16 protein-coding genes are annotated in these 17,949 nt (G+C 68.0%); 8 read left to right on the top strand and 8 right to left on the bottom strand.

What is annotated here, in order from left to right; translation table 11 throughout:
• The first annotated feature begins 52 nt into the window (after window positions 1-52).
• From AC1DYK_RS06325 to AC1DYK_RS06340, 4 genes are read left to right on the top strand one after another with little or no spacing between them, the layout of a single operon-like run.
• On the top strand, window positions 53-3,094 hold the full coding sequence (locus AC1DYK_RS06325; protein ID WP_478165484.1) for an AAA family ATPase: 3,042 nt from the start codon (window positions 53-55) through the stop codon (window positions 3,092-3,094).
• A 30-nt stretch (window positions 3,095-3,124) separates the two neighbouring features.
• Window positions 3,125-4,060: a DUF3237 domain-containing protein gene (locus tag AC1DYK_RS06330; protein WP_478165485.1), complete on the top strand. Its 936-nt coding sequence runs from the start codon at window positions 3,125-3,127 to the stop codon at window positions 4,058-4,060.
• A gap of 22 nt (window positions 4,061-4,082) precedes the next feature.
• Window positions 4,083-5,039, top strand: a complete 957-nt coding sequence (locus tag AC1DYK_RS06335) for an encapsulin (protein WP_478165486.1) — start codon at window positions 4,083-4,085, stop codon at window positions 5,037-5,039.
• Complete coding sequence (locus tag AC1DYK_RS06340) at window positions 5,036-7,999, top strand: FAD-dependent oxidoreductase (RefSeq protein WP_478165487.1); 2,964 nt, start codon at window positions 5,036-5,038, stop codon at window positions 7,997-7,999. The genes AC1DYK_RS06335 and AC1DYK_RS06340 overlap by 4 nt, the downstream gene beginning before the upstream one ends.
• 16 nt (window positions 8,000-8,015) lie before the next feature.
• Here AC1DYK_RS06340 and AC1DYK_RS06345 read toward each other — a convergent pair whose 3' ends face one another.
• The 4 genes from AC1DYK_RS06345 to AC1DYK_RS06360 all read right to left on the bottom strand — a co-directional run bounded on the left by AC1DYK_RS06345 (window position 8,016) and on the right by AC1DYK_RS06360 (window position 10,423).
• On the bottom strand, window positions 8,016-8,555 hold the full coding sequence (locus tag AC1DYK_RS06345) for a murein hydrolase activator EnvC family protein (protein WP_478165488.1): 540 nt from the start codon (window positions 8,553-8,555) through the stop codon (window positions 8,016-8,018).
• Window positions 8,556-8,693: 138 nt separating this feature from the next.
• Complete coding sequence (locus AC1DYK_RS06350) at window positions 8,694-9,170, bottom strand: CreA family protein (RefSeq protein ID WP_478156485.1); 477 nt, start codon at window positions 9,168-9,170, stop codon at window positions 8,694-8,696.
• On the bottom strand, window positions 9,167-9,718 hold the full coding sequence (locus AC1DYK_RS06355; protein WP_478156484.1) for an NUDIX hydrolase: 552 nt from the start codon (window positions 9,716-9,718) through the stop codon (window positions 9,167-9,169). Before AC1DYK_RS06355 ends, AC1DYK_RS06350 begins: the two co-directional genes overlap by 4 nt.
• Before the next feature lie 3 nt (window positions 9,719-9,721).
• A complete protein-coding gene (locus tag AC1DYK_RS06360) occupies window positions 9,722-10,423 on the bottom strand; it encodes a fumarylacetoacetate hydrolase family protein (protein ID WP_478156482.1) in 702 nt (233 codons plus the stop codon).
• A 102-nt stretch (window positions 10,424-10,525) separates the two neighbouring features.
• Between AC1DYK_RS06360 and maiA the strand changes: the two genes are divergently transcribed.
• Together maiA and pgeF are read left to right on the top strand one after the other, a co-directional pair.
• Complete coding sequence (maiA, locus tag AC1DYK_RS06365) at window positions 10,526-11,164, top strand: maleylacetoacetate isomerase (protein ID WP_478165489.1); 639 nt, start codon at window positions 10,526-10,528, stop codon at window positions 11,162-11,164.
• A gap of 2 nt (window positions 11,165-11,166) precedes the next feature.
• Window positions 11,167-11,916 (top strand): peptidoglycan editing factor PgeF, encoded by a 750-nt coding sequence (pgeF, locus tag AC1DYK_RS06370; protein ID WP_478165490.1) that lies wholly within the window; start codon window positions 11,167-11,169, stop codon window positions 11,914-11,916.
• Here pgeF and AC1DYK_RS06375 read toward each other — a convergent pair.
• Entirely contained in the window at window positions 11,848-12,144 is a 297-nt protein-coding gene (locus AC1DYK_RS06375) for a hypothetical protein (protein WP_478093813.1), read from the bottom strand. The genes pgeF and AC1DYK_RS06375 overlap by 69 nt on opposite strands.
• A 103-nt stretch (window positions 12,145-12,247) precedes the next feature.
• Between AC1DYK_RS06375 and phaC the strand changes: the two genes are divergently transcribed.
• Both phaC and AC1DYK_RS06385 read left to right on the top strand, forming a co-directional pair.
• Complete coding sequence (gene phaC, locus AC1DYK_RS06380) at window positions 12,248-13,975, top strand: class I poly(R)-hydroxyalkanoic acid synthase (protein ID WP_478165491.1); 1,728 nt, start codon at window positions 12,248-12,250, stop codon at window positions 13,973-13,975.
• Window positions 13,976-14,022: 47 nt separating this feature from the next.
• Complete coding sequence (locus tag AC1DYK_RS06385; RefSeq protein WP_478165492.1) at window positions 14,023-15,201, top strand: acetyl-CoA C-acetyltransferase; 1,179 nt, start codon at window positions 14,023-14,025, stop codon at window positions 15,199-15,201.
• 148 nt (window positions 15,202-15,349) lie between these two features.
• Here the strand turns inward: AC1DYK_RS06385 and AC1DYK_RS06390 are convergent, their stop codons facing one another.
• Genes AC1DYK_RS06390 through AC1DYK_RS06400 form a run of 3 tightly spaced genes read right to left on the bottom strand, consistent with a single transcriptional unit; the run spans window position 15,350 to window position 17,942 of the window.
• Window positions 15,350-16,219: an endonuclease/exonuclease/phosphatase family protein gene (locus tag AC1DYK_RS06390; RefSeq protein ID WP_478165493.1), complete on the bottom strand. Its 870-nt coding sequence runs from the start codon at window positions 16,217-16,219 to the stop codon at window positions 15,350-15,352.
• The gene (locus AC1DYK_RS06395) at window positions 16,216-17,055 is read right to left on the bottom strand and encodes a carbohydrate ABC transporter permease (protein ID WP_478165494.1); all 840 of its coding nucleotides are present in this window, start codon (window positions 17,053-17,055) and stop codon (window positions 16,216-16,218) included. The genes AC1DYK_RS06390 and AC1DYK_RS06395 overlap by 4 nt, the downstream gene beginning before the upstream one ends.
• A complete protein-coding gene (locus AC1DYK_RS06400) occupies window positions 17,052-17,942 on the bottom strand; it encodes a carbohydrate ABC transporter permease (protein WP_478165495.1) in 891 nt (296 codons plus the stop codon). Before AC1DYK_RS06400 ends, AC1DYK_RS06395 begins: the two co-directional genes overlap by 4 nt.
• Between the last annotated feature and the right edge of the window lie 7 nt (window positions 17,943-17,949).

A 17,949-nucleotide genomic window follows, 5' to 3' on the forward strand; every position in this document is an offset into this window, starting at 1 on the left:
CTCGTGCGCTTTTGCAAACTCGGAAAGCGCGCGCTTTTGCGGCGGGTGCGGCATGCTTTTGGACTTCGCCCAGCGCGTGGACGGCGAGCGGCGGCAGATCACGGTGCTCATGTGCGATGTCGTGGGTTCGACGGCTCTTTCCCAGACGCTCGATCCCGAAGACCTGCATGAACTGCTCGCCGACTTTCAGCGCGTCTGCCAGGAAGCGGCCGAGCGCAGCGGTGGCTACATCTCCCAGTTCCTGGGCGACGGCGTCCAGATCTATTTCGGCTTCCCCCGTGCGCACGAAGACGATGCCCGGCGGGCCGTCACCTGCGGGCTCGACATCCTGCAGGGGATGGAGCAGCTGAACCACGCCGCAGCGCGGCCCCCGAGTGCGCGGCTCCAGATTCGCGCCGGGGCGGACACCGGGCGTGTCGTGGTCAGCCCGGTGGGCACGGGCGCCCGCCGGGAGAATATCGCGATGGGCGACGCGCCCAACATCGCGTCGCGCGTGCAGGCCGCGGCGGAGCCCGACACGCTGTGGGTCACCGAAGCCACGTGGCGCATCGCCCATGAGCACTTCCATGGTGAGCCGCGAGGCGAACACGAGCTCAAGGGCGTCGCCACCGCCGTGCGGCTTTGGCGCGTCACCCAGGCCGGGGGCCTCGAGTCGGGCCTGGGGCGGGTCGACATGCGCACGCCCTACGTCGGCCGAGGGCGCGAGCACGCCCTGCTGGCGTCGCACTGGGCGGCGGCACAGGCGGGTTCCGCGCGTTTCGTCACCCTCCGCGGCGAGCCGGGCATCGGCAAGTCGCGACTCGTGGCGGAGTTCACGCGCCAGTTCGCGGACGACGACATCGTCGTGCTTGCCGCTTCCTGCACGCCCTATGCCCAGAACAGCGCCTTCCTGCCCGTGACCAATCTGTTGGTGCACCGGCTCGGGCTGGATCGCGCGCTGGCGGCCGACGAGCGCCTGGACTGCCTCGAGGCGCGGCTGGCCGAACTCGGCGTCGATGCACCCGACGCGCCGCCGCTGATGGCCGCGCTGCTGTCCATTCCGTCGGGGGAGCGCTATCCCGCGCTGGAGATATCGCCGGTGCGGCAACGTGTCCGGACCCTCGCGATCCTCGTTGACGTCCTGCATGCACTCGCTTCCAGGAGTCCGACCATCCTGATCGCCGAAGACCTGCACTGGGCGGATCCCTCGACGATCGAGTTCTTGCGGTTGTTCGTATCGTCCGTGCGGGAGCTTCCGTTGCTGGGGCTGTTTACCGCCCGCCCGGAGTTCCAGCCCGCATGGCCGTCGGGCGTTGCGACTCCGCTGATCGATGTGTCGCGCCTCGACGACGACGAGGTGGAGTCGGTCGTTCGCAACGTCGCCCACGGCAAGCGGGTTCCGGGCGAAGTGTTGCGGGAGATCGCGCAGCGCTGCGACGGCGTGCCGCTGTTCGTGGAGGAGATGGTGCGCTCCGTCATCGAGGGCAGGGTGGTGGAAGAGCATGAGTTGTCCTGGGAACTCACCAGCCCATTTCGCAGTGGCCTCATTCCGGCGAGCATCGATGCCTCCCTGATGGCACGCATCGATCGGCTGGGCGACGCCCGGGCGACGGCGCAGCTCGGCGCGACGATCGGCCGGGAGTTCTCCCATTCGCTGATCCAGTTGATGAGCGGGCGCGACGAACAAGCGCTCTCCGAGGATCTGGAACGAATCATCGATGCGGGACTGGTGTGGAAGACGGGCTCGGGCGCCAGCGCGCTGTATGTCTTCAAGCATGCGCTGGTTCGCGATGCGGCCTATGAATCGCTGTTGCGGCGCACGCGCCAGGCTTGTCATGCGCGTATCGCGGCCGTGCTGCAGGAGCACTTCCCGGACCTCGTTGCGGAGCAGCCGGAGCTGATCGCCCACCATGTGTCGGCTGCCGGCAATGACGAGCAGGCCGTCGAGTTCTGGCGCAAGGCCGGGCAAAGGGCGCTGGCGCGCACGGCCATGCGCGAGGCCGCGGCGCATTTCCAGCGCGCCATCGGCAGCGTATCGCGCATGCCCGAGGAGTCGCGCTGGCTGGAGTGCGAACTCGATCTGCAAAACGAGATCGCGCCGGTCCTCATGACCGTGCAGGGCTGGGGCGCCAACGATGTGCGCCACGCGTGCGAGCGGGCCCGCGAGCTGGCGACGCGACTGAGTCGGTTCGACAAGATCTATCCGCCCGTCTGGGGCCTCTGGACCTACTATTTCCTGCGCGGCGAAATGGACGAGGCGGCGACCACCGCCAAGGCAGTGCTTGCGATGGCCGAGGCCACGGCGGCCCCGATGATCCGGATCACCGGCCGTCATGCCACCGCCTACACGCACCTGTACCGCGGCGAATTCGAACAGGCGGTTCAGGAGGCCGATGCCGGCCTGGCGTTGTTCGATCTCGAACAGGAACGCCAACTGGCCGCGACATTCCAGCTGTCCTCGTCGGTCGCGGTGCGCACCGCACGTGCCACCGCGCTGTGGATGCTGGGGCAGGTCGACGAGGCGCGCGAGGAGCGGGAGCGGATGGTTCGCCTGGGGCGCGAACTCGGGCATACGCCGAGCCGGGCCGCCGCGCTGGCCTTTCAATTGCACAGCGGGCTCTGTTTCGGCTGGCACGACATGGAGGTCGCCGAGCAACTGCAAGTGGCTGACGAGTTGTGCACCTTGTCGAAGGACGAGGGCTTCGTCCTCTGGCACGCGGTGGCGCTGACGTATCGCGGGGCGGCATTGGCGGTGCAGGGTCATGAGGCGCAGGCGCGCTCGCAGATCGAGCACGGGCTCGAGGAGTTCATGGGGACCGGGTCACGCCTGACGCTGGTGCCGATGAACGCCATGTGCGCCAAGGCCTTCATGCTGATGCATGACGACGAACGAGCCTGGCAGCTGCTCGACGCGGCGCAGGCCGAAGCCAACGCCCGCAACGAGCGGATGTGGGAGCCGGAGATCGATCGCCTGCGGGCCGCCATCCAGTTCCGCCGCGGCGATGCGGCGGGCGCCGAGGCCTCGCTGCGCAATGCGATGGCGAAGGCGCGCCGACAAAAGGCGCGCTCGCTCGAGGAATGGGTCGAACGGGATCTCAGAGACATTCTTGTGTAAGAGCCCGCGGGCAAGCGAGGAGGAGATTGCATGAGCGAGTTTCGCGACGCGCCCCTGCGCGCGCCGTGCCAGTTGCGGCTGGGAACGGCGGCCGTGCCGGCACCGGCGGGAGAGATTGCGCCCGGCGTGCGTTCGATGGTCGTCATCACCGCGACCTCGTGGCACCCCAGCAACGTGGTCGATCTGGAATTGCGCATCGACGCAGGGCGCGTGCAACTCGTCCATGCCGCGCCCGCGATGGCGCGTGCCGGTACCCAGTCCTTCATCGCGTACCTGCCTGCGCTGAGGCCGGGCCAGCGCCTGAACTATCGGGCGCAGTTGCGGCGGGCGGGGCAATTGATCGCCGAAGCGCCCGAGGACGGCGGCTGGAGGTCGGTGACCGCCGCCGCTGCCGACGCCGCGCCACCGCGCATGCCAGCATCGGCGGCGTCCGGGCCAGCCCCGGCGTCTGCGTTTCCGGCGTACTGCACGGCCGGCACGCCGCGTTTCGGCTACGGCCTTGAATTCCTGGGCGCACTGACGGTCCAGCTGCGCGCCGAGGTGCTGGGACACACGCCCCAGGGCTATCGCATCAATTTCTTTGTCGTCCATGGTGAAGCGCACGGGCCACGGCTCAAGGGACGCGTTCGCCCCGAGGGCGGCGACTGGATGTGCATCCGTCCGGACGGCGTCGGCGAGGTCGACATCAAGATCACCTACGAGACGCCGGACGGCGCGCTCCTGCTCGAGCAGTCGGGCGGCGTCTTCGATATCGGCCAGAAGGGCTACGCCGATGTGGTGCGCGGGGTCTACACCGGCGCTCCGGCCTTCTTCGCCACGCCGACCTATGTCACCGCCGACCCGCGCTGGCAATGGATCAATCTTTTGCAGTGCTTCGGCTTCGGGCGCGTGGTGATGAACGAACTGCGCGTCGAGTGCGACATCTATGCGCCGCGCCTCGAAAGCCAGCCGCCCCTGAATTCTTGAAGGCAATACACAAGGAGCTGAGATGACAGATAACAACCAGCAGGTGCCATGGACGGACGAGCAGTGGGCGCGAGTGCGCAAGGTGATCCAGGAGGAGGCGGCCCGGGCGCGGGTGGGCGCGAGCTTCCTTCCCCTGGTCGGTCCGCTGCCACCGAGCACCGACTATGTGTCGATCGACACGATCGACTACGGCAAGCAGGGCCAACCAAGGCTGTCGATCGATGACAAGTCAACGGTCCAGCTGGCCACGCTCCAGGTGAGGGTGTATCTGCGAGGCGCCCAGATGGCCGACCCGGACATGGCCAGTGCGTTGCAACTGTTCCGAAGGGCCGCCAACGTGCTCGCGCGGCTCGAGGACCACGTGGTGTTCAACGGACTCAAGGGCCCGGACCAGCCGCCGCCGCCGGAACTGGCGGTCGGGAAGATCATGGGCGGCCAGGCAAGCCAGGGTCTGGCGGACGGCAAGGTCCATGACATCGACGCCCCGGACCGGGACCCGAAGGTGCTGGGCGGACTGCTCGTGAGCGCGGTGTCCGAATGCATCGGCGACCTCGAGAGGGCCGGCCATTTCGGTCCTTTCGCCGTGGTGTTCGACCATGCGTTCTTCACCGCAGTGCAGACGCCCAATGCCGGGTCCCTCGTGCTGCCGCAGGATCGCATCATTCCGTTCCTCGGCGGCGGTCCGCTGCTGCGGTCGTCTACGCTTCCCGAACGCGCGGGGATCGTCGTAGCGCTCGGTGCGGAGCCGGTCGAACTCGTCGTCGCCACCGATGTGTCCCTGAGCTTCCTGCAAGTGACGCCCGAGCCCGAGTTTGTCTTCCGCGTGTACGAGAAGATCGTCCTGCGCATCAAGGAGAAGGAGGCGGTCCGCGTGATCAGGATCAAAGGCGAGAAACCGGAACCCAACGAAGGCGACGCGCCCGATGACGCGCAGCATCCGGTGCCGAACCAGCAAAGGCCCGGCAAGACGAAGAGATGAAGCCCGAGAAAGTCATCATCCTCGGCGGCGGCGTGGCCGGCATGAGCGCCGCCCACGAGCTGATCGAGCGCGGCTTCGAGGTGGTGGTCCTCGAACGCCGCGACATCGCGGGCGGCAAGGCGCGCAGCATCCCGGTGAGCGACAACGACGACGGCGGGGCCGGGCATGAGCTGGCCGACAGGGGCGTGGCGGACATCGAGCATCGCTTGCCCGGCGAACATGGCTTCCGCTTCTTCCCGGGCTTCTACAAGCACGTGGTCGACACCATGCGGCGCATCCCGTCGTTCGACGGCCGTCCGGTGGCCGACCATCTGGTCGCCACCACGCGCGTGGGTTTCACGCAGTACGACCAGCCGACCTTCGTGGTGCCGGCGAACTTTCCGCAAACCCCCGGCGATGCGGGAACGGTGCTGCGCGACATCCTGCTCGCCTTCGGCCCGATGACCGGGCTCACGCCCGACGACCTGGCATTCTTCGGCTCACGGATCTGGCAGATCCTGACCTCGTGCGAACAGCGGCGGCTCGACGAGTACGAGGGCATCAGCTGGTGGGAGTTCATCGGCGCGGAGCAGCGCTCCGCGGCCTATCAGAAGTTCCTCGGCGACGGGATCACGCGCTCGCTGGTGGCGGCCAAGGCCCGGCGCGCCAGCGCCCGGACCATCGGCGACATCTTCACGCAGCTGATGCTGACGATCGTCAACCCGGCCGGCGGATCGGCCGATCGGGTGCTGGACGGCCCGACGAACCTGATCTGGGTCGACCCCTGGCTGAGCTGGCTCCAGGCGAGCGGCGTGCAGTACCGCTTCAACGCCGAGGTCGAGCAGATCCTGTGCGCCGGCAACAAGGTGAGCGGCGTGGTGGTGCTCGAGCGGGGCGTGCGCACCGTCGTGCACGGCGACCACTACATCGCCGCCGTGCCGCTGGAACGCATGGCGGCGCTGGTGAACGCCGACCTGCTGGCCGCGGATCCCTCGCTCGCCAACCTGCGCACGCTGGCACCGAACGTCGAATGGATGAACGGCGTGCAGTACTACCTGTACCGCGACGTGCCCGAGGTGCATGGCCACGTGATCCACATCGACACCGAGTGGGCCCTGACCAGCATCTCCCAATTCCCTTTCTGGCGCAGCGTGGTGCCGACGATGCTCGCGTGCGGGCACGTGAAGGACATCATCTCGGTCGACGTCTCCGACTGGACGACGCCCGGCCCGGACGGTCGGCCGGCCATGCAGTGCTCGCGCGAGGAGGTCGCTCGCGAAACCTGGCGGCAGCTCAAGCGCTCGCTCAACACCGAGCAGGAAATCCTGCGCGACGAAGACCTCCACTCCTGGTTCCTGGATTCGGACACGGCCGCCGACCCGACGCGTCCCGGCTTCCTCGCGAACGCCGAGCCGCTGCTGGTGAATCTGGTCGATACCTGGAAGCTGCGGCCGACCGCGGCCACCGGCCTTGCGAACCTGTTCCTGGCGTCCGACTACGTGCGCACGCACACCGACCTGGCGACGATGGAAGGCGCCAACGAGGCGGCGCGGCGCGCGGTGAACGCGCTGCTGGACGCTGCGGCCTTCGATGGTCCGCGCTGTGAAATCTGGCCGCTTCAGGAAGTCGAACTGCTGACGCCATGGCGGCTTCACGACGCCGCGCGCCATCGGGCCGGACTGCCCTGGGACGCATCGCTCACCCAGGTCGCGGCGCAGGCGCTGCGCGCCGCGTCGCCGCTGCTCGACCAGGTGCGCCCGCTGATGGAGGTCGTGGGCCCCTTCCTGACGCCCGTCGCCGATGCACTCGACACCGTCGACCAGGCGGTGCAAGGCCTGGGTGAGGGATACGGAGTCGATCAGAGCGTCAGGCGCGGATCCGCCTACGTGCCCACGCCGCTCGGCAACGCGCTGGGCGTCGCCGACGACGTCCCCGGCATCGGCGACATCGTGGGCCCGGGCGGCTTCGTCGAGCGGCTGGGCTGGTATCGCGGCATGATCGTCGACACGCTGGCGGCCGGGGTGCCGGACTGGGAGCCGCAGAAGCACCTGTATGGACTCGTGAAGGACTTCATGGCGCGGGCCGGCAAGGGCCTGCGGCCGGCGCTGTGCATCGCCACCACGCGCGCGCTGGGGGGCCGAAGCGAGAACGCGCTGCCCGCCGCGGCCGGCATCGAGATGCTGCACAACGCCTTCCTCGTGCACGACGACATCGAGGACGGCAGCGAGGTCCGCCGCGGCGTGCCCACCATGCACCGGCAGGCCGGCATTCCGCTCGCCGTGAACACCGGCGACGCGATGAATGCGCTGGCCATGCGGCTGCTGCGCCGCACCGGCGAGTCTCTCGGACCCGCCGGCGCGTTGCGCATCCTGGACGAGATCGACCACATGCTGATGGAGACGCTGGAAGGGCAGGCCATCGAACTGGGCTGGGTGCGGGACAACGATCTTTCCGTAGGGTCCGACGACTACCTGCGACTGGCGCTGAAGAAGACGGCGTGGTACAGCTTCATCCACCCCTTGCGGATCGGCGCGCTGGTGGCCGATCCCGAGGATGCGAATCTCGGTCGCTTCGATCGCTTCGGATACCTGTTGGGGCTGGCCTTCCAGATCACGGACGACGTTCTCAATCTGAGCGGGAGCCTGGAGCGCTACGGCAAGGAGATCGACGGCGACCTGTCCGAGGGCAAGCGCACCCTGGTGCTGACGCATGCGCTGTCGCACGCGAGCCGGGGCGAGCGCGACTGGATGAGCAACTTTCTTGCGCGCCCGCGCGAACGTCGCCTGCCGCGCGAAGTGCTGCGGATGCACGACATCGTGGCGGGCACCGGCAGCATCGAATGGGCGCGTCAGTCGGCCGTTGCGCTCGCCGACGCCGCGGCGAACGAGTTCGACCTGTCCGCGTTTGCCGGCGCGGCACCGGGTCCGGATCTGGATTGGCTGCGCGCCAGTGTGAATTACCTGGTGCAGCGCGATTCGTAGCGCGCTGCGGCGCTCGCTAGCGCAAGGTCCCGTTCAGGTAGGGCTCGGGATCGACCGCCACGCCCTGTTTGCGGATCTCGAAATGCAGCTTCACGCGGTCGGCGTCGCTGTTGCCCATCTCGGCGATCTTCTGGCCCTGGCGTACCACCTCCTTCTCCTTGACCAGGATGGTCTTGGTGTGGGCGTAGGCGGTCAGGAAGGTGTCGTTGTGCTGGACGATCACCATGTTGCCGTAGCCGCGCAGTTCGCCGCCCACGTAGACGACGCGTCCGTCGGCCGCCGCGAGCACCGGGTCGCCCAGGTTGCCCGCGATATCCAGGCCCTTGTTGCGGGTGCCGTCGAAACCCGAGAGCGTGCGGCCGTTCGACGGCCGGATGAAGAAGGCCTGTGGCTTGGGTGCCGGCGCGGCGGTGGGTGGGGGCGTCTGGCCCGACGGTGGCAAGGGGTAGAAGGGCGGACCGGAGCCCTTGGGGGTCGAACAGGCCGCCAGGGCGGCGGCCGCGATGGCGACGGCCGCGATGGCGGTGGCGCGAGAAAGTGAGTTCTGGGCTTGCATGGCTGCTTTTTTTGGAACGTGATCGCCGCGAAGGGTTCCCCGCCGCGGCGACCGGACCGCATTTTTAGCACGCCGTCGAAGGAGCGGGCGTGACCAGGGGTTGCAGCCGGTGCTGCGGCTCACCCCGGGGCGCCCGCGCTACTTCTGCGGGATCGGTGTGGCGCGATCGATCGGGACGGCGGTGACGCTGTTCTTCGGCGAGCCATCGATGAGCAGGTCGGAATAGGCCAGGTAGACCAGCGTGTTGCGCCTGGCATCGACGATGCGCACGACGCGCAGCCGCTTGAAGAGAATCGACTGCCGTTCGCTGAAGACCTCCTCGCGCCGCGGCAGCGGCTGGATCACGCCGGCCGGTCCCACCTGCCGGCAGGCGATCGAGGCTTCGGCCTTGTCTTCGGCCAGGCCGAGCGCGCCGGACACGCCGCCGGTCTTGGCGCGCGAGACATAGCAGGTGACGCCGTTCACCTTCGGATCGTCGTAGGCCTCGACCACGATCTTGTGGTCCGGCCCGATCAGCTTGAAGGCGGTGTCGACTTCGCCGACCTGTTCGGCCCCGGCGCCCGTTGCCGCCACGGCAAGGCCGAGAACGAGTTGCCGCTGCAGCCTGCGATTCATACGATGTCCACCGTGTGGACGCGATCGAAGCTGCCGCGGCGCCGGTCGTCGAAGTAGCGCGTGAGCGCCTCCCGCACGGTGCGGAACGCGATCTCTTCCCACGGGATCTCGTCCTCGGCGAAGAGCCGGGCCTCGATCGTTTCGTGGCCCGGATCGAAGCGCTCGCTCAGCAGCCGGGCACGGTAGAACAGGTGGACCTGGCCGACGCGCACCACGCTCATGACCGCGAACAGGCCTTCCATCTCGTACTCGGCGCCGGCCTCTTCGTCGGTCTCGCGCGCAGCACCCTGCTCGGTCGACTCGTTGAGCTCCATGAACCCGGCCGGCAGCGTCCATTTGCCCCAGCGCGGCTCGATGTTGCGCTTGCACAGCAGCACGCGATCGCCGAGGACCGGGATGGTCCCCACCACGTTCAGCGGATTCTCGTAGTGGATCGTGTTGCAGGCCGGGCAGACCGCGCGCTCCTTGGTGTCGCCGTCGTCCGGGACGCGGTAGACGACCGCGGTGCCGCAGTTCTTGCAGTGCTTGATGGGGACGCGCAGGATCATTGTTTAGATGATCCGGACGGTCAGCTTGGGCAGGCCGGTGATTTCGCCGACCAGCGTGTCGCCCGCGACCACCGCGGCCACGCCCTCGGGCGTCCCCGTGAAGATCAGGTCGCCGGGCTGCAGTTCCCAGGCGGCCGACAGGTGCTCGATGGTTTCGGCCAGATTCCAGATCAGCTTGCTCACGTTGCTGCGCTGGCGGTCGACGCCGCCGACCTGGACCGAGATCTCAGCCTTCTCGATGTCGCCCGCCTGCGCGGCCGGCACGATCGGGCCGATCGGTGCGCTCTGCTCGAAGCTCTTGCCAATGTCCCAGGGGCGGCCCTGCTTCTTCATGTCGTTCTGCAGGTCGCGGCGCGTCATGTCGAGGCCGACGGCATAGCCGAAGATGTGCTTGTGGGCGTCGGCTGCCGCGATGTTCTTGCCGCCGGTGCCGATCGCGGCGACCAGCTCGATCTCGTGGTGCAGGTTCTTGGTCAGCGTCGGGTAGGCCATGGTGCCGGTGCTGCCGGCCTCGACCACCACCACGGCATCGGCCGGCTTCATGAAGAAGAAGGGCGGTTCGCGGCCGGTGAAGCCCATTTCCTTGGCATGCTCTTCGTAGTTGCGCCCGACGCAGTAGATGCGGTGCACCGGAAAGCGCGGGGCCTGGCCGACGACGGGGATCGATACGACCGGGTGAGGGGTGAAAACAAACTCGGAGGCCATGGGAGAAACGTCCTTTTCAGCGAAAAAAGCAGTGTGCCAGACGACCGGGCGAATTGCCCGGCGGTGGCCTGCGCGGGGCGGCGCGGCTATGCTAGCCGGATGATGAAGCTGCACAATTATTTCCGCTCCTCCGCCTCCTTCCGTGTGCGAATCGCGCTCAACCTCAAGGGGCTGGACTACGACTACATCCCGGTCCACATCGCCCGCGGGGAGCACAAGACCGGCCCCTTCGCCGCGATCTCGCCCGACAATCTGGTGCCGCTGCTCGAGGACGAGGGCGAGCGGTTCACGCAATCGCTGGCGATCATGGAATACCTCGACGAGATCCAGCCCGAGCCCGCGCTCCTGCCCAGCGATCCCGTCGGCCGCGCCCACGTGCGGGCGCTGGCGGAGTCGATCGCCTGCGAGATCCATCCGCTCAACAACCTGCGCGTGCTCAAGTACCTGGTGCGGGAACTGAAGCTGGACGACGAGGCCAAGAACGCCTGGTACCGCCACTGGGTGCGCGAGGGCATGCTGGCCTTCGAACGCCAGCTGGCCCAGTATCCGGCCGGCACCTATTGCTACGGCAGCACGCCGACCATCGCCGACTGCTGCCTGGTGCCGCAGATCTTCAATGGCAAGCGCTTCGACTGCGACTTCAGCGGCCTGCCGCGCACGATGGCGGCATTCGACGCCTGCATGCAGCTCGACGCCTTCCAGCGCGCCCAGCCATCGAACTGCCCCGACGCGGAAGCCTGAGCATGCCCGATTGGCTCGTGCCGGACTGGCCAGCGCCCGCGAATGTGCGTGCGGTATGCACCACGCGGGAGGGCGGCGTTTCGCTCGGCAGCTTCCAGGGGCTGAACCTCGGCGGCCATGTCGGCGACGATCCCGAGAAGGTTCAGGCCAACCGGGCCTGCCTCCGGGATGCCCTTGGCGCGCAGCCGGTGTTCCTGGCGCAGGTGCACGGCACCCAGGTGCTGACCCTCGATGCGCAGAGCGTCGACGGCGCCAGCGCCGACGCCTGCACGACGACGGAACGCGGCATCGCCTGCACGATCATGGTCGCCGACTGCCTGCCGGTGCTGTTCACCGATGAAGGCGGCCGCCGCGTGGCGGCCGCGCACGCAGGTTGGCGCGGGCTGGCGGCGGGTGTGCTCGAGCGCACCGTCGAGGCTTTCGAGGCCGAGGGCGGCGCTTCCGAACTCATGGCCTGGCTCGGCCCCTGCATCGGACCCGACGCCTTCGAGGTCGGCGACGAGGTCCGGGCCGCCTTCGAAGCCGGCTCGCCGGCGGCCAGCGCGTGCTTCCGGCCGGCCGGCACGCCGGGCAAGTGGATGGCCGACCTCGCGGGGCTGGCGCGCCAGCGCCTGCAGGCGGCCGGCATCACGCGGCTTCACGGCAACGACAGCAGCGAGGCCTGGTGCACCGTGCACAACCCGTTACGTTTTTTCTCGCACCGTCGCGACCGGGTCAGCGGCCGTTTCGCCGCCTGCCTCTGGCGGGTCTGAAGCGGCCCTGGCGGCTTGCATCGCGGCCTCGCGCTCGGCCGCTTCGCGCGCCTTGATCGCGCGGCGCCGTGCCGGGGTGGCCATCAGGTAAACCACCAGGGCCACCGGCAGCAGGCCGTAGAGTAGAAAGGTGAAGATCGCACCGAGCACGGTTCCGGTGGTGTTGGTGGCCTCTGCGACCGCCATCATCAGTGCAACATAGAGCCAGGCGATCACGACGAGGTGCATAGACGATGTTTTCAGGAAGGAATGGCGGGCCGCACTGGTGGGGCCCCTGCGAATACAGCATACTCAAAACCCGATCCTATGAGGCGAGGCAGCAGGAGACACCATGAAACACACACAGGCCGCCGGGGCCGAGACTTTCGCGCCGTTTCAGCAGGCGCTCACGCAGGGTTGGGAGAAGGCGCTCGAATCCTTCCAGGCGCTTGGCGCTTCGGGAACCCGGCCGGCGGGTGCGCCCTGGAACATGCCCAAGTTCGCCATGTCCAGCGACAAGCTCCGCCTGCTGCAGGAGCAGTACGTCAGCGAAGCCTCCGAGCTCTGGCACAACGGCTTCGCGGCCCAGGCCCACGCCGACAAGCGCTTCGCCGGCGCTGCCTGGGGCAGCAACCCGGTCTCGTCCTTCTCGGCCGCGATCTACCTGCTGAACGCGCGCACGCTGCTGGGCATGGCCGAAGCGGTCGAGACCGACGAAAAGACCCGCTCCCGCCTTCGCTTCGCGGTCGAGCAATGGATGGCCGCCTCGTCGCCCAGCAACTACCTCGCCTTCAATGCCGAGGCGCAGAAGAAGGCGCTCGACACCCAGGGCGAGAGCATTGCCAAGGGCATCCAGAACCTGCTGCATGACCTCCAGCAGGGCCATGTCAGCATGACCGATGAAAGCGCCTTCGAGGTCGGCCGAAATGTCGGCACGACCGAGGGCGCGGTGGTGTTCGAGAACGCGCTGTTCCAGCTGCTCGAATACAAGCCGCTGACAGCCAAGGTCTACGAACGGCCGCTGCTGTTGATCCCGCCGTGCATCAACAAGTTCTACATCCTCGACCTGCAGCCCGAGAACTCGCTGATCCGCTACGCGGTGGAGCAGGGGCACCGCGTGTTCGTGGTCAGCTGGCGCAATCCCGATGCGTCGATGGCGCAATACACCTGGGACCAGTACATCGAGGACGCCGCCATCAAGGCGATCCACGTGACCCAGGAGATCACCGGCCAGGACAAGAAGGGCGGACAGATCGACACCCTGGGTTTTTGCGTCGGCGGCACCATCCTGAGCACCGCGCTGGCCGTGCTCGCGGCGCGCGGCGAACAACCCGCCGCCTCGGTCACGCTGCTGACCACCCTGCTCGACTTCACCGACACCGGGGTGCTCGACATCTTCATCGATGAGAACTTCGTGCAGTTCCGCGAGATGCAGATGGGGCAGGGCGGCTTGCTGAAGGGCGGCGAGCTGGCCTCCACCTTCAGCTTCCTCAGGCCCAACGACCTGGTCTGGAACTACGTGGTCGGCAACTACCTCAAGGGCGAGACGCCGCCGCCGTTCGACCTGCTCTACTGGAACAGCGACGCCACCAACCTGCCGGGGCCGATGTACTGCTGGTATCTGCGCCACACCTACCACGAGAACAAGCTGGCGGCGCCGGGCGCGCTGACCGTGGCCGGCGAGCAGGTCGACCTCGGGGCCATCGAGGCGCCGGTCTACATCTATGGCTCGCGCGAAGACCACATCGTGCCGATCGGCGGCGCCTATGCCTCGACGCAGCTGCTCAGCGGCAAGAAGCGCTTCGTGATGGGCGCCTCGGGCCACATCGCGGGCGTGATCAATCCTCCGGCCAAGAAGAAGCGCAGCCACTGGATCCGCGCCGACGGCAAGCTGCCGAAGACGCCGGCCGAATGGCTGGCCGGCGCCACCGAGCATCCCGGCAGTTGGTGGACCGACTGGTCCGACTGGCTCAAGACCCACGCGGGCAAGCAGATCCCTGCCCCCAAGGCCTATGGCAAAGGCAGCGCCTACAAGGCGAGCGAGCCGGCGCCGGGCCGCTACGTCAAGGCCAAGGCCTGACCCTCACCCTTTTCGCTATTTCCATCCACGCACACGGAGAACACACCATGGAAGACATCGTCATCGTTTCAGCCGCACGCACCGCCGTGGGCAAGTTCGGCGGTTCGCTGGCCAACATCCCGGCCACCGAACTCGGCGCCCTCGTGATCAAGGAAGTGCTGGCGCGCGCCAAGGTTGGCGGCGACCAGATCGGCGAAGTCATCATGGGCCAGGTGCTGGCCGCGGGCAGCGGCCAGAACCCGGCGCGCCAGGCGCTGCTGAAGAGCGGCATCACCCAGGAGACACCGGCGCTGACCATCAACGCAGTCTGCGGCTCGGGCCTGAAGGCCGTGATGCTGGCGGCGCAGGCGGTGGCCACGGGCGACAGCGAGATCGTCATCGCGGGCGGGCAGGAGAGCATGAGCCTGGCGCCGCACGTGCTGCCCAATTCGCGCAACGGCCAGCGCATGGGCGACTGGAAGCTGGTCGACTCGATGATCGTCGACGGCCTGTGGGACGTGTACAACCAGTACCACATGGGCATCACGGCCGAGAACGTGGCCAAGAAGTACGACATCAGCCGCGCCGCACAAGACGAACTGGCGCTCGGCAGCCAGACCAAGGCGGCCGCTGCGCAGGATGCCGGCAAGTTCAAGGACGAGATCGTCGCGGTCAACATCCCGCAGAAGAAGGGCGACCCGGTGGTTTTCGCCCAGGACGAGTTCATCAACCGCAAAAGCAGCGCCGAGGGCCTCGCGGGCCTGCGCCCGGCCTTCGACAAGGCCGGCGGCGTGACGGCAGGCAATGCCTCGGGCCTGAACGACGGCGCCGCCGCCGTGATGGTGATGACCGCCAAGAAGGCGGCCGCCCTGGGCCTGAAGCCGCTCGGGCGCATCGCCAGCTACGCCAGCACCGGCCTCGACCCGGCCTTCATGGGCATGGGCCCGGTGCCGGCCTCGCAGAAGGCGTTGCAGCGCGCCGGCTGGAAGCCGCAGGACCTCGACCTGCTCGAGATCAACGAGGCCTTCGCGGCCCAGGCCTGCGCGGTGAACCGCGAAATGGGCTGGGATGTCAACAAGGTCAACGTGAACGGCGGTGCGATCGCCATCGGCCACCCCATCGGTGCCTCGGGCTGCCGCATCCTGGTGACGCTGCTGCACGAGATGCAGCGCCAGAACGCCAAGAAGGGCATCGCTTCGCTGTGCATCGGCGGCGGCATGGGTGTCGCCCTGACGATCGAACGCTAACCCCCAGGTTGGCTCACTGCGTGTAGCCGCCCACCCCCTTGCAGCGGGCAACACCTGCGGCCCGGCGAAGCCGGTTCCGCGGTGTTTCACCAACGGGCCTGGCTTTGCCGGCCGCGGGGGTGAGCCTGCGGGCCGCCCGGAGGCGAGCTCACTGTATTTCGAGGAGCACGGGTTGGTGGTCCGAGGCGCGGGTCTGCAAATCGACCTCGACCCTGCGCACCCGCGGCGCCAGTTCATCGCTCACGAAGACGAAATCGCAGGCCATCGGATCGGGACCGTAGGTGCGGTCGAAGAGGCGGAAGGTCGGGTCGTGCGGCCGCTCGGGGTGGGCCAGCGGCCAGGCATCCTGGAACCGCAGGGCGGGTGCCTGGGCCGACAGGGCGGGGTCGGCGAAAGGCTGCTGGATGGCGTCATACGCCGGGTCGGACGCGGGCGTGTTGAAGTCGCCGCAGAGGATGGCTTGCGGCGTGTGGCGCTTGGGCCGGAACGGCGAGCCATGGAAGTCGTCGACCGGCGGCGCTGCGGCCTGCTCGCAGGCCTCCTTGTGCAACGCGCGCAGGGCGCGCGCCTGCGCCAGCCGCTGTGTCGGCGAGTAGTACTCCAGGTGCGTGGTCATCACGCGCAGCGGGCCCAGTTCGGGGCTGGTCAGCGTGACCACGGTGCACATGCGCGGCATGCTGGTCACGGATGGGTCGGCTGGCCAGGGCAGGACGTGATGCTGCACATGCGCCACCGGCAGCCGCGTGGCGATCAGGTTGCCGAATCGCATCGGCCGGCCGTCGGCATCGAAGTCATGGACCGCGGCGCCGAAGAAGAGCTGGAAGCCCGGCAGCAGCGCCTGCAACTCGGCCGGCTGGTCGCCGGGGCTGCCCGCCATGGCGCCGAAGCCCGAGGCGATCTCCTGGAGGCACAGGACGTCGAAATCCCCCATCGCGCGCGCGCCATCGACGATGCGCTGCGGGCTCACGACGCCGTCGAGGCCGCAGCACCATTGGGTGTTCCAGGTCACGAGTTTCATTTGATGCCGGCCCTCATGAAGCTCTGCACGAACTGACGCTGAAAGAGCAGGAACGCGATCAGCAGCGGCGCCGAGGTCATCAGGGTGGCGGCGGTGATCACCGACCAGTCGACCCCCTGGTCGACCGAGGAGAACACCTGCAGCCCGACCGTCAGCGGCCGCGCGTTGACGCTGTTCGTGATGATCAGCGGCCAGAGGAAATTGTTCCAGTGAAAGCTCACTGACACCAGGGCGAATGCGGTATAGACCGGGCGCGCCAGCGGCACGTAGACGCGCCACAGGATCTGCAGGGCGCCGGCGCCCTCGACCCGGGCGGCCTCGTCGAGCTCCTTCGGGATGCCCATGAAGGTCTGGCGCAGCAGGAAGATCGCGAAGGCCGAGGCGAAGTAGGGCAGCCCGATGGCCAGCAGCGTGTCGACCAGCCCGAGCCGGGCCATGGTCTTGTAGTTCTCGACCAGCAGGATGTCCGGCATGATCATCAGCTGGACCAGCACCAGCGCGAAGGCGATGCCGCGGCCTCTGAATTCGTAGCGTGCGAAGGCATAGGCCGCCAGCGTGCCCAGCACGAGCTGCACCGCCAGCACCATCGCGACGAGCAGGGTGGTGTTGAGGAAGTAGCGCGCGAAGGGCGCCGCCTCCCAGGCGCGGCGGAAGTTGTCGAGCGTGAGGGGCGCCAGCAGCGCGAAGCGGGTCGAGTACTCGGCCGGATGGAAGGCGGTCCACACCGCGTAGGCCAGCGGCAGGATCCACAGCAACGCGAGCAACCAGGCGGCCAGCGTGTCAAGCAGCGTGGGCTCGTTGTAGGCGAGGCGCTGGGCCGGGGCGGCGGCGCTCATTTGTAGTGGACCTTCCTGTCGAGCACGAAGAACTGGAACAGCGCGATGCCCGCCAGCACCACCACCAGCACCACCGTGATCGCCGAGGCGTAGGCCGTGTCCCAGAAGCTGAATCCGACCTCGTAGAGGTGATAGAGCAGCAGGATCGAGGCGTTGTCCGGGCCCCCGCGCGTCAGCACGAACAGGTGGTCGACCATCCGGAAGGCATTGATGAAGGCATTGACCAGCACGAACAGCGTGGTGGGCATCAAGAGCGGCCATTGCACGCGGCGGAAGAAGTACCAGCGCGAGGCGCCCTCGATCGCCGCCGCCTCGCGCAGGCTGGGGTTGAGCGTCTGTAGCGCCGCCAGGTAGAAGATCATGAAGAAGCCGGCTTCCTTCCAGATCGCGACCAGCGTCACCGCGCCGAGCGCGGTCGAGGGGCTGCCGAGCCAGTTGTGCGAGGGCAGGCCCAGCGCGCCGGTGATCTGCTCGAGCAGGCCGTACTGCGGCGTGTAGAAGAAGAGCCAGATGTTGGCCACCGCGATCATCGGCAGCACGGTCGGCGTGAAATAGGCCATGCGCAGGAAAGCCCGGCCCGCGATCCGCTCGTTGACCCACAGCGCCATCACCAGCGCCAGCGCGATCGACAGCGGGATGGTCGCGCCCGCGAACCAGAGGTTGTTGCGCACCGCCTTCCAGAACACCGGGTCGCCGGTCATGACGGCGTAGTTCTCGAGCCCGACCCAGACGCCCGGGCGCTTGCCCTTGGGGGTCGAGAAGAAGCTGTCGACCAGCGTCGAGACCGCCGGCCAGTGCGTGAACGCGACCAGCAGCAGCAGCGCCGGCAACAGCAGCAGCCACGCATGGACGGCGTTGCGCGAGGCGGTGCTGCCGGGGTGCGTCATGGCGTGG

This window comes from Variovorax sp. P2_H12 (genome assembly GCF_056403395.1).